The organism is Peptoniphilus grossensis ph5 (assembly GCF_000311825.1).
GTDB lineage: Bacteria > Bacillota > Clostridia > Tissierellales > Peptoniphilaceae > Peptoniphilus_A > Peptoniphilus_A hominis.
Window position 1 is genome coordinate 154,047 of the sequence record NZ_HE978566.1, and the last position, 10,795, is coordinate 164,841.

General features: G+C 26.9%; 16 protein-coding genes and 2 pseudogenes. 15 read left to right on the forward strand and 3 right to left on the reverse strand.

What is annotated here, in order from left to right:
* Positions 1-30 precede the first annotated feature (30 nt).
* From HGPG_RS00705 to HGPG_RS10630, 11 genes and pseudogenes are all read left to right on the forward strand, one after another.
* A complete protein-coding gene (locus HGPG_RS00705) occupies positions 31-687 on the forward strand; it encodes a hypothetical protein (RefSeq protein ID WP_019124132.1) in 657 nt (218 codons plus the stop codon).
* A gap of 353 nt (positions 688-1,040) precedes the next feature.
* On the forward strand, positions 1,041-1,205 hold the full coding sequence (locus tag HGPG_RS10300) for a hypothetical protein (RefSeq protein ID WP_019124133.1): 165 nt from the start codon (positions 1,041-1,043) through the stop codon (positions 1,203-1,205).
* A 96-nt stretch (positions 1,206-1,301) separates the two neighbouring features.
* Positions 1,302-1,772: a hypothetical protein gene (locus tag HGPG_RS00710; protein WP_019124134.1), complete on the forward strand. Its 471-nt coding sequence runs from the start codon at positions 1,302-1,304 to the stop codon at positions 1,770-1,772.
* Between the two features lie 22 nt (positions 1,773-1,794).
* Complete coding sequence (locus HGPG_RS00715; protein ID WP_019124135.1) at positions 1,795-2,316, forward strand: DUF2975 domain-containing protein; 522 nt, start codon at positions 1,795-1,797, stop codon at positions 2,314-2,316.
* A 2-nt stretch (positions 2,317-2,318) separates the two neighbouring features.
* Complete coding sequence (locus HGPG_RS00720; RefSeq protein ID WP_036731347.1) at positions 2,319-2,537, forward strand: helix-turn-helix domain-containing protein; 219 nt, start codon at positions 2,319-2,321, stop codon at positions 2,535-2,537.
* Between the two features lie 12 nt (positions 2,538-2,549).
* Positions 2,550-2,678 (forward strand): annotated as a pseudogene (locus HGPG_RS10445) (DNA-binding protein); the annotation flags it as partial.
* Between the two features lie 299 nt (positions 2,679-2,977).
* Entirely contained in the window at positions 2,978-4,525 is a 1,548-nt protein-coding gene (locus HGPG_RS00725; RefSeq protein WP_019124137.1) for a sensor histidine kinase, read from the forward strand.
* Entirely contained in the window at positions 4,497-5,102 is a 606-nt protein-coding gene (locus HGPG_RS00730; protein WP_019124138.1) for a response regulator transcription factor, read from the forward strand. The genes HGPG_RS00725 and HGPG_RS00730 overlap by 29 nt, the downstream gene beginning before the upstream one ends.
* A 204-nt stretch (positions 5,103-5,306) precedes the next feature.
* Positions 5,307-5,552: an ATP-binding cassette domain-containing protein gene (locus HGPG_RS10050; RefSeq protein ID WP_245543883.1), complete on the forward strand. Its 246-nt coding sequence runs from the start codon at positions 5,307-5,309 to the stop codon at positions 5,550-5,552.
* Positions 5,553-5,814: 262 nt separating this feature from the next.
* On the forward strand, positions 5,815-6,153 hold the full coding sequence (locus HGPG_RS00740; RefSeq protein ID WP_019124140.1) for an SdpI family protein: 339 nt from the start codon (positions 5,815-5,817) through the stop codon (positions 6,151-6,153).
* A 49-nt stretch (positions 6,154-6,202) separates the two neighbouring features.
* Positions 6,203-6,364: an SHOCT domain-containing protein gene (locus HGPG_RS10630; RefSeq protein WP_019124141.1), complete on the forward strand. Its 162-nt coding sequence runs from the start codon at positions 6,203-6,205 to the stop codon at positions 6,362-6,364.
* Between the two features lie 229 nt (positions 6,365-6,593).
* Here HGPG_RS10630 and HGPG_RS10660 read toward each other — a convergent pair.
* Positions 6,594-6,680: pseudogene (locus tag HGPG_RS10660) on the reverse strand (relaxase); the annotation flags it as partial.
* Positions 6,681-6,923: 243 nt separating this feature from the next.
* Between HGPG_RS10660 and HGPG_RS00750 the strand changes: the two are divergent.
* The 4 genes from HGPG_RS00750 to HGPG_RS00760 are packed head-to-tail and all read left to right on the forward strand — an operon-like array spanning position 6,924 to position 9,095.
* Positions 6,924-7,823 (forward strand): ABC transporter ATP-binding protein, encoded by a 900-nt coding sequence (locus HGPG_RS00750; RefSeq protein WP_019124142.1) that lies wholly within the window; start codon positions 6,924-6,926, stop codon positions 7,821-7,823.
* Complete coding sequence (locus tag HGPG_RS00755) at positions 7,820-8,662, forward strand: ABC transporter permease (RefSeq protein WP_019124143.1); 843 nt, start codon at positions 7,820-7,822, stop codon at positions 8,660-8,662. Before HGPG_RS00750 ends, HGPG_RS00755 begins: the two co-directional genes overlap by 4 nt.
* Before the next feature lie 19 nt (positions 8,663-8,681).
* The gene (locus HGPG_RS10565; protein ID WP_004835646.1) at positions 8,682-8,810 is read left to right on the forward strand and encodes a hypothetical protein; all 129 of its coding nucleotides are present in this window, start codon (positions 8,682-8,684) and stop codon (positions 8,808-8,810) included.
* A gap of 18 nt (positions 8,811-8,828) precedes the next feature.
* Positions 8,829-9,095, forward strand: coding sequence for a hypothetical protein (locus tag HGPG_RS00760; protein WP_004835614.1), 267 nt, complete (start codon positions 8,829-8,831; stop codon positions 9,093-9,095).
* Positions 9,096-9,166: 71 nt separating this feature from the next.
* Here HGPG_RS00760 and HGPG_RS00765 read toward each other — a convergent pair whose 3' ends face one another.
* Both HGPG_RS00765 and HGPG_RS00770 read right to left on the reverse strand, forming a co-directional pair.
* Positions 9,167-10,498, reverse strand: a complete 1,332-nt coding sequence (locus HGPG_RS00765) for a relaxase/mobilization nuclease domain-containing protein (RefSeq protein ID WP_019124144.1) — start codon at positions 10,496-10,498, stop codon at positions 9,167-9,169.
* 1 nt (position 10,499) lies between these two features.
* On the reverse strand, positions 10,500-10,795 hold a 296-nt coding region (locus tag HGPG_RS00770), incomplete at its 5' end, for a MobC domain-containing protein (protein WP_019124145.1).

Here is a 10,795-nt window from a genome sequence, read left to right on the forward strand (position 1 = left end):
GCTCTCCTTATTTAATACAAGGAGGAAATTATGGAATACAAAGATATTAGAGAAAACTTAGAAGAAATGATGAATGATAATTACAAGGATTTTATAAAAGCACTTGTGAGCATAGAAAAAGGTGTTAATGATGAAAAGGCACTTGAAGAAGTCTATGTATTATATATGAACAATGACACAACAGGTCTGCTAAGTGATGACTTTGACTATATGATTGATGATATGAAAGAACAAGGTAAGATTGTTGAAAATACCAATGAACTTGAAGAAAAAGACGATCTCATAAATCTCGTTGGTAATATAGCTGGAAAAGTAGAAAATCTTGAACGAGAAAATGCTAATGGAGAAAAGTTCAAGGTAAGCAACTTTTCAATTGTTTCAAAAGATGACGATGGGAATAAAGTTTATACCAATTGTTCAGCATATGGAGATAAGACAAAAGATTTAGAGAACCTAAAACAAGGAGATTTTGTTAAAATATTTGGACAAGTAAAGACAAGTATTGACAGCAACGGAAAGGAACATAAGAATGTTCGTATTTTGTCTTCTAAGCTCTTAAAAGCAAAAGAACAAGTAAAGGGTAAAGATAAGGATAAAAAGTCCATATTAGGGCAAATAAAAAGCTTTAAGACAGATGACAAAACTAAGTCAAACAAAAAAGACCATAGCAAAGGAACAGAGAGATAAATATCGGCAGTCTTCGGACTGCCTTTATTTTTTTATATGTATATAGGTTGTATAATGGTGCTATATGTGGAGATTGTAGTATTGATGTATAGATAATAAGATAACAGGTTATAAAAGTAGGATTGCACTCAGTAAAATTGAAACAGCTTTAACTGAGAAAAATATGGGATATGACGGAGACTTAGAAATCGCTCTTATTCCAGAACTTTTAGAACTAATGTTTTGATGGAAAAATCGGATTCTAACAAAGTTCTAAATGAGTCTTAAAATTCTGCCTCAAATAATTGAATTATGGGGGCTAAACATAAAGTCAGAAGAAGTCCCTAAAAAAAGTAAGACCAACAGAAAGACCAATGACTACACCCTTGTTTTTACTAAGGGCAGTGGAACTTGGTCTTTCTGTTTCTGGTTTATCTCAACTAACAATTGGACTTGTAAATGATATGTTTACAGAAAAGAATAATGATGAATATAAATACAAAGAAGTAGCTACGCAAGAAGACTTTGATAAGTTTTAGGTCATCACGAATGATATTGACAAATTATAATTATTGTTTTACAATAATAATCAAAGATAATTATCGTTTTACAATAATTCAATGGGGAGGATTATAATGAGGAAAAGATTTTTAATAATGGCTATTTTTCTTGTTTTTTCTATAGTTTTAACTTCTTGTAGTACAAATACTACAACAGAACAAACAAGTAGTAAAAAAGAAGAAAAGATTGAAATATTTGATTCTAACAATAAAAAAATTGTTGAAACAGAAGAACAAGAAGTTTTAGACTACTTTGGCAATTTAACGGGAATGAGCGTAGCAAATATTAATGATAAAAACTTCGACAATTATTTTAAAGAAATACCAGATGATGCAATAGAGTCTTACCACTTCTTATTAACCAGCAAGAGAGAGGATAAAAAAGCTACAAAGATAGATTTCTATATTTATGAAAATTATCCATATATTACAATGGAGGGAATGCCCTTGCTGCCTTCTTCATTAACCTGGGAACTTTCTAAAGAAGATTTAAATTATTTGAAGGATAGAGTACAAGAATGGAAAGATGTAGATGATAATAGATAAACGAAAGTGTTGAGGAGAAGTTATGAAGAGTTTTATTTTTAAAATAGCGATTATATTATCTAAGGGTTTAAGATATATTTCATATTTAGGAGCAGGTTTTACCTTGCTTGGAAGTGTATTAACTCTGATTTTTAAAGATGATGTAATACAAGTAGTTGAATCTCATCAATTTAATCTACAAGAGGTTTCACTTCCTTTTATTATTTATTCATGCCTGAGTGCTCTTATGATATTCGTTGTAGTTGGTTTCTCATTGGATAAATTCGAGAAGATTTTAGTGAATTTAGAGAATAAAGATTATTTTTCAGACTTAAATTCAAAATATTTGAGAGATATATTAATAGCACTTATAGTTCTGACGATTTGTCAAATTATTTCTAAGCTAGTTTTCAATTATCTTAAAGTGGACAATATTAGCGGTGTTTTTAATTTAACTATTAAGGATTATTTAACGAATATAATTTTGATGGTTATAGCATTTTCATCAATGATGATATTTAATTCGGGAAAATCCTTAAAAGAAGATTCGGAAAGTATAATTTGAAAATGAAGGATCAAATAATTATAAATCTGGATCAAGTATTAAAAAAGAAAAATATGACATCAAAAGAGCTCGCAGGAAGGATAGGAATAACCGAAGCAAATTTATCAATATTAAAGACAGGAAAAGCCAAAGGCATAAGGTTTAACACTTTAGCTAGCATTTGTAAAGAGCTTGATTGTCAACCAGGTGATTTACTTGAGTATGATAATGAAAAAGAGTAATAATGAAATTAACAAGCAAAAGAACAAGTAAAGAGTCAAGACAAGGATAAAAAATCCATATTAGGGCAAATAAAAAGCTTTAAGACAGACGATAAAACTAAATCTAATAAGAAAGACCATAGCAAAGGCGCAGAGAGATAAATATTGGCAGTCTTCGGACTGCCTTTATTTTTTTATCATGTGGAAACAGATTGTATAATGACGTTATAAAATTACGGTAGGTATGATACACAAAAGTTAGCTGTAATTATATCTTAATACGTCTATAATAGTATTAAAAGCTGAAGTTAAAATAGAAACACAAAAATATTACAATATATTGAAATTTGTAATTAATACCAGAATCTTATGTATAATTTTAATAGAGCTTTTTTCGGAATTAAGAAAATCGAATTGTATATATAAAGATTATCAGATTTAAAATTTAAAAGGAGGGCAGGATGAAAAAACAAAATTTTATTTTAATTACACATATACTATTGCAATTTATTTTGTTCATTCCCTTAGCACCATTCATAAGATATCAGCAGACATTAGATATGGGGATTGTAATAGTATTTTTACTAGGTATTATAAACTTTTTAGCTTATATTATATGCGTGTTAAATACTGAAAAAAATTATATACTGATGCATAGCTTAGTTGTTGAATTATTTATTATTTTCATGGTTTTACAAGATTTAATATTAAAAAATCTTTCGATAGGAAAGTATATCGAACTATTAATCTATAGCTTGATACTATTTGCAAGTTTTAGTCTTTTAAGCTCATCGAGTAGAATTAAGTTCATTCCTTTAATTACAACAATGGGGATTATCATATCAATAACAATAATGAAATTTAATGCTTATTTAGCATCTTCAATATTTAATTATGTTGTGATTATTTTATTATTGACTCCAATCATATTATATTCAAAGGATAAAAATATTCGAAAATATGAAAGTAAGACAATTATAATATTGCAAACTTTATTTATAACAGCTTTTTTCATATACAAGAAGTATGAAGCTGAGGGTCTTCTTTCTATAAGTGAGTATCAACTATTTACATGTATCTTCATTGAATCTATATTGCTGTATAGGATTGGTAAGACAAAAATCAAAAGCGGTTTATTATTTTTATCACGTTCTTTGAAAAAAATATTTCCTGAATTTATAATTTTGTCTCTGATGCTCTATTTCATATTATTATCTTTTTCAGGAGTGATACTATTTTCTTTAAGCTTTTTTATGTTTTTGGTAGAATTTAGCCTGTTCGAAAAACATAGAAAATCCAATTATATAACTTTCGAGGAGATGTTGGATAACTATTATGTTGAAAAACATAGAAATTTAGAAATTGATAAACTGAATACTTTAAAGATACAGACATTTTTACATGATGACATTCTGCAGATTATAATAGCTATAAGAAGGTGGATAGAAGATAATCTTTCAGGATCTGGCAAAAAATACATTATAGAAAATTTGGATAAACTAAACGATTTAATCCGTCATGAAATAAATTCATTTAATCCAATGCTAAATGATTATAGCTCTATATATGACGCATATAGCAGACTTATAGTTGATATAGAAAATATGTATTTAGATAATGAAATGCTTATAGAATTTGAATGTGATAGAAATATAGATCTACCCAGTCCGTATGCTGAATTGATTTACAAATGTATCAATGAATTATTAATAAATGCATTAAAACATTCAAAAGGATATAGTACAGACATTGTTCTTATAAATTCAGAAGATAAGATTCGTCTTACCATAAAAAATTATGGAGACTATTTAGAAGATGAAGAAAAAATAGTAGAGGGAAATATAGGATTAAATATACTAAAATTGAACTTAAGAGAATATGGCGGAAAATTTGATTTTAATTTTTCCAATAATCAAAATGAACTAGATGAATCATTTGTAGAATTTAAAATAGAAATTCCAGTAGAGAGGAGTGTAGTAAATGAAAATCTTATTAATAGAAGATCATAAAATGGTCGCAACTTCTTTAAAAATGAGCTTAGAGACGGACGAATCTATTTCTGTAGATATAGTAAATAATGTTAGAGACCTTAGTATAAATGAATCTGTCCTTAACTATGACTTGTTACTAGTAGATATAAATTTGACAGGTATAGAAGGAACAATAAATGGTTTAGATGCGGCTGAAGAATTGATTAAAAAGTATGAAGATCTAAAAATAGTAATATTAACAGCCTATAAATTAGACTTCTATATTAAAAGAGCAAAAAGAATTGGATGTAAAGGATTTATTTCCAAAGAAGAAGAGACATCTAAACTAATAGAAGATATAAAATCTATCGCTTTGAAAGGTAAAGTAATCTTCCCAGAAGAAAATCATATGTTAGAGCCATTAACACAAAGTGAAATTCATATAGTTAAACTATATTCAAACGGACTATCAAGGAAAGAATTAGCTAAAGAACTAAATACGAATGTAAGAAGTCTGGCAGTATCCTTATCACGAATATATCAAAAGTTAGGCGTTAGAAATTACCAAGAAATGATAGATAAAGTGCTTGAATTGGGATATGTTGATTCATTTTAGAGACAAGCATTAGAATTATATAATTCTAGTGCTTTTTTATTCACAAAAGTTAGCTGAAATAGAAGTCAAAAGAATATAGAATAAGAATAGAAATGATGAGATAAAAATCTTGGAGGAATAAAATGGAGAAAAAGATGGTAGATGATCCGCATTTAGAAAAAAATAATTAGATTTCTAGGGTTAGAAAGAATTGAAAATTATAGTATTAAAAATTTTAAAGACGCTTTATCTAAAGGAGAACAACAAAAAATACAGTTAGCTAGGATAATGCTTGCTCAGCAATCTTTGATTTTATTGGACGAAGTATTATCTAGATTGGATCAAGAAATGAAGAAAAAAGCAATTTCTAAAATAAAAGAAAGAAGTAAGAATAATATCCTAATAATTATTTCTCATGACCATGAAATACAAGGAATATGCGATCAATTATTTTTTGTGTATAAAAAATAATTATTAATTATCTAGTAAAAGAAATCTAATGAAACATTCACAAAAGTTAGCTGAAATAAATTTATAAATATTATATAGTTAAAATAGAAATAAGATAGAAGTAGTAATAGCAAAGTAAAGGAGATTTAACATGAAAGAAAAATAAAAAATTACTACTAAGATTAAGTTTTTTTGCTAGCAATTTGCATGGTTATTTTACCCATAATGATATATCTGCATCTGATGGTTAGAATAAAAGCTAATGAAATGGGAAGGTTTACGTATGAATTTTGAAAAAATTGTAATTAGTCTATTGCCCATAGCAGAACTGTTTTTGTCTTTTTATTATGAGCATATAGCAAATGGGAATATCAGTAAATATAGTGGTTTTAGAACAGCATTAAGTACAAAATCAAAAGAAAACTGGAAATATGCGCATAAGTATGCAGCTAAGTATTTGCGATTAAATGCGATATCTTTTATATTGCTAGATGTAATAATAGTGTTTAGTAATTATCTAAATGTTAAGACTATGACAATTGTAGTTATATTACAAATGTTATTTTATATCATTATTGGATATAGAGTTAATAAGGATTTGTTGAAAAAAGAAAATGGTTAAAATCTATTAAAAATTTAAAGGTAGACAAGAAATTATAAAGACTGAATATTTGGAAAGAGATTTAAAAGCAGAGCTTAATTTCTATCTATCGGATAAATTCATTAAAGACCTCTTTCTTTTAGATGAAATTAGCCTTGAAGAATATAGGGAAATTAGAAGAGAAAATATAAAAAAATTCAGACCTATTCTTTCATCATTATGCTTCTTGTAGATAAATACATCTTGATAGATTTTATGGAACAAACTAAGCGGACTTCATATAAATTTGTAATCATGTCACTTATACTTGTAAATTTAGTAAATATAATTATTGCGATAATATTTACTGGCAAATTTTATGAAAAGCATAGCCAAAATAGTCTTGTAGATAGAATAAGAAGTTTAGAATAAAAAATTTGTAAATAATTTTAAAAGCTATAAGTTTATCCGCTTATAGCTTTTTATCTCTCCACTTCTTTCCCATAATAATTTTCATAGTTTTTCCCATACTGAACAAGGTCAGAAAATTGTTCTTTATTCAAAGAGCAATTTCTAAAGTAAAAGGGAAAAGTTAAAATAGTATTATAGTAATAATTTTTCTTGAACAAGGAATTCAAAGAATAAGTGATGGAGTATCTTCAATGACTAAAAATTATATAGGAAAGATAATAAAGAATATTCACAAAAGTTAGCTGAAATATCTTATAAAAACTCTTATAATTATATTAAAAGTAGGAGATATAATATCATTATATAGAATTCCTCATAAAATTATAGAAAGGAATAATCAAATGAGCGAATATATATTAGAAACTAAAAATTTAGTAAAAAATTTCGGAAATTTTACAGCAATAGATAATGTTAATTTAAAAGTAAAAAAACAATCTATTTATGGTTTAATAGGAGATAATGGAGCCGGAAAATCAACCATTATGAGGATGATATCTGGATTATCTAATAAGAGTAGTGGAAATATAGAGCTATTTGGTAACAATGTTAAAAAAAATTCTAGTTATTTTAGTAAAGTAGGCAACTTAATAGAAACGCCAGCATTATATATGCAGCTAACAGCTTATGACAATTTGAAATTAAAATGTTTATCTTATGATATAGAAAATGAAATGTATATAAAAGAAATACTTAAAATAGTTGGGTTGGAAAATTATTATAATAAACAAGTTAAGAGTTTTTCCTTAGGAATGAAACAAAGACTTGGTATTGCAATGGCACTTATAGGATTTCCTGAAATTATTATTTTAGACGAGCCAATTAATGGACTTGATCCTCAAGGAATAGTCGATATTAGAAATATGTTAAAAGAAATTAATAAAAAATACGGTATTACCATAATTATCTCAAGCCATATATTAGAAGAGTTATCTAAAATTGCAACAGATTTTGGAGTGATTTCAAAAGGAAAGTTACTAGCTGAGTTTACAATAGAAGACTTGCATAAAAAATGTAGATCAAGGATAGAGATAATAACCAACAATACAAATGAAGTATCAAAAATTTTAAATAAACATGGATATGAAAACGAGATTATAAATAGTAGAAAAGTTATATTAAATGATTACTTTGATAAAATAAGTCTGATAAACTCTTTGTTAGTAAATTGTGGCATAGAAATAAGTTCAATTTCTGTAAAAGAAATGAGCTTTGAAGATTATTATATGGAGATGTTAAGATGAGTAGAGCAATAAAATTAGAGTTATATAGACTACGAAGAAACAAATATCCATGGATAATTTTAATTCTTAGTAGCCTTATGATAATTGGATCTGTATATATGACAAAAGTTGATTATCATTACTATATTAATGATAAAGCAGCACTAGAAAACTTGAAAATAAATTTCACACAGATAAATTGGGGGATTTATGTTGGAAGTGTGATTCCAGATTGGTTAGATTTAGGCTATATACCTATAACTGAATTATTTATGAGAAATATTCAAAGTAAAATTTTATTGATGTTTCAAACAATTTTTATCGTAATGTATATAGGAGATGAACTTAAATCAAGTTTTCTAAAAAATATTAATCAAAATTTTCCAAAAAAAATAGAACTAATTTTAGGAAAAGTAATAATAATATGTATATATACATTCGCAATATTTATTACCAGTTTTATTATTATGTCATTATCATTTTATATTATGGATGGATATTTGAAATTTACAGAAACAGGAATATTCATAAAATATATACTCGCAGAATACTTATTATATATAACCTATAGTATTGTAATAATGTTTTTAGCGTATTTGATAAGAAATTCTGCCGTTACACTTATTATTGGTCTCCTTGAGTCAGCTGGAATATTACAAATATTTGATACAATAATCCATCAAATATCTGGGAATTTTTCATCTTCAATTATGAAATATCTTATATCGGGAAATATAGTATTATTATCTATTAATAGCAGTAGTTCCATCTATTTAAGAGTGGTTATCTTATCGATCGTTTATTTGGTGATTATGATAATATTAAACACCATGATTCTTAGTAAAAGAGATATTTATTAAATTAGAAATGGAGGGTTTTATGGCATATGATAAATTAGGATTTGCTCTATTTAATAAATGTATTGCAAAATGCAAACCTTGTTGTTTTTCTTGTTCTCCTGAATCTCAACAAAGAATTGATATCAATGCTGAAAGCTTAATAAGTTAAAAAAAGAGGGGAGAATTTATGAAAGAGAATTTAAGCAAAAAAATGTTTCTAATTGGATCCGTAATTTTTATGATTTCCTACTTACTGCCAATAGACACATTTCAAAACTATACAAACCTAAAACCAACTGGACTCACATCAATGTTTGTCTGCCCAATTATTGGACTAATAGGTTTAGTATTTGGGCTAAAGGAAAAGGATAAGTTGTTTATGGCATTAAATATCCTTTTGATCTTATTACTTCCTATAGCAATGTTTGTAGGTCATCTAGAAGGATCTCTTTAAGTAATATAATAAGCTTAGAGTAAATTTGTAATTAATTTTAAAAGGCTATAAGCGGATAAGCTTATAGCTTTTTATCTCTCCACTTCTTTCCCATAATAATTTTCATAGTTTTTCCTATACTGAACAAGGTCGGAAAATTGTTCTTTATTCAAAGAATACTCTTGCATAAGGGTGTTCTTTTTTTCTTGAAATTTATCGAGTTTGGATAGAATTTCTTTTGTGTTTGGTAGATTTTTATAGTTTTCTAATATCTCTTTAGCAGCTATTTTATAGACGGAAAGTTCACTATAATATTCTTCAGCAAATTGTTTATCTTCAGGATTTTTCTTATGGTATTTATAGATTTCACGATACTTATTTATAGTATTTATATTTTCCATATCTTGGGATAAACTCTTCATCTCAGTTTCAATTTTCTTTATTTTATCTAACAAGTCTTGTCTATCATCAGCAGATTTTTTGATCAGGTCATCGAGCTGTGTAATTGAATTAATTCCTTGTTCTCTAAGTTTAATTATTGAATCAGCCATTGTTTTGATATTATGTTTTCTTGCCCAGACTTCGTAACCTTTAGAGGACTGAGCTTTTTCATTTGTAGATATATCAATAACATTTCCTACATGTTTTTTAATAGGATTAGCTTTGTTTTTAATAGCTAAATCTATTCTTTCTTTGATTTTTTCCTCAGTATAATCTTCTCCGATAGTCTTCGATCTTGTAAATCTTTGCTTATCTTTATGACGAAAAGCAATATGTTTACCAAACTTAATTTCATAATCAAGAGACTTCATATTTTCTAAAAACTCTTCCCACGAGTTAGACTTATTAATCATTCTATCTATATCAAATTGTAGTTTAGATTTCCAAGAATTTCCTTTCTTGTTTTGGTCATATTCGTACCAAGACTTACCAGCAGTTTTATATTTTCTTTTGTAAGCTTCATAATATTTATCAATGACTGAAAGCTTATTTTCTTTACATAATTCATCACTTTGATACCTGATTTTATGGTAAGTTTTTTTGTTAGATTGGTAGCATTTACCAGTCTTGTAATTAACATTATTAAAAATAATATGGTTATGGATATGCCCTCTATCTATATGAGTTGCAAGAACAAATTCATAATCTTCTTTTAAAATTTTCTTGCATAATTCCATTCCAATTTCGTGAGCTTTTATAGGATCAACCTCTCCTGGTAGAAAAGATTGAATCAAATGTCTAGCTAAAACTGTACCTTTAGTATCATTATCTTCTCGTGTTTTCATAAATTGAATATGGGCAGTAGATGGATGACAATTAAATGAAGATACCAAGACTTTTTCATCAGTTTTTTCACTCTTAGTAATGTAGTCTATTGCCAAATTTAGAGTTGATTTTATAGGATGTATTTTTGTAATTGCCATACTAATCACCAGAACTTTCTTTTGACTTATTAAGAAGTAGGGAATGGATCTGCCATATTTCTTTTGATAACTTTTCTATCTGTTTATTCATTGATTCAATTTCATTTTTGTAAATAACACCAGTTGTATTAGTAGCTTTTGCAATCTGGTTTATATTATTTGTTGCATTTGAAAGTAGCCATTGTAGGTTTCTAAACGGTTCTAAATCTACTACATAAATTTCTTTTTCCAATACACATTTTCTAAGAAAGTGGGACATTGTTTTGCAATTAGCAAGTTTCATTTTCTTTACAAAGA

Bases quoted from the DNA above. Each gene is read 5' to 3' on its own strand.
- HGPG_RS00720 (WP_036731347.1), top strand. From the start codon at position 2,319: ATGAAGGATCAAATAATTATAAATCTGGATCAAGTATTAAAAAAGAAA.
- HGPG_RS00715 (WP_019124135.1), top strand. From the start codon at position 1,795: ATGAAGAGTTTTATTTTTAAAATAGCGATTATATTATCTAAGGGTTTA.
- HGPG_RS00740 (WP_019124140.1), top strand. From the start codon at position 5,815: ATGAATTTTGAAAAAATTGTAATTAGTCTATTGCCCATAGCAGAACTG.
- HGPG_RS00725 (WP_019124137.1), top strand. From the start codon at position 2,978: ATGAAAAAACAAAATTTTATTTTAATTACACATATACTATTGCAATTT.
- HGPG_RS00765 (WP_019124144.1), bottom strand. From the start codon at position 10,498: ATGGCAATTACAAAAATACATCCTATAAAATCAACTCTAAATTTGGCA.
- HGPG_RS00755 (WP_019124143.1), top strand. From the start codon at position 7,820: ATGAGTAGAGCAATAAAATTAGAGTTATATAGACTACGAAGAAACAAA.
- HGPG_RS00705 (WP_019124132.1), top strand. From the start codon at position 31: ATGGAATACAAAGATATTAGAGAAAACTTAGAAGAAATGATGAATGAT.
- HGPG_RS00730 (WP_019124138.1), top strand. From the start codon at position 4,497: ATGAAAATCTTATTAATAGAAGATCATAAAATGGTCGCAACTTCTTTA.
- HGPG_RS00760 (WP_004835614.1), top strand. From the start codon at position 8,829: ATGAAAGAGAATTTAAGCAAAAAAATGTTTCTAATTGGATCCGTAATT.
- HGPG_RS10565 (WP_004835646.1), top strand. From the start codon at position 8,682: ATGGCATATGATAAATTAGGATTTGCTCTATTTAATAAATGTATTGCA.
- HGPG_RS10300 (WP_019124133.1), top strand. From the start codon at position 1,041: ATGACTACACCCTTGTTTTTACTAAGGGCAGTGGAACTTGGTCTTTCT.
- HGPG_RS00750 (WP_019124142.1), top strand. From the start codon at position 6,924: ATGAGCGAATATATATTAGAAACTAAAAATTTAGTAAAAAATTTCGGA.
- HGPG_RS00710 (WP_019124134.1), top strand. From the start codon at position 1,302: ATGAGGAAAAGATTTTTAATAATGGCTATTTTTCTTGTTTTTTCTATA.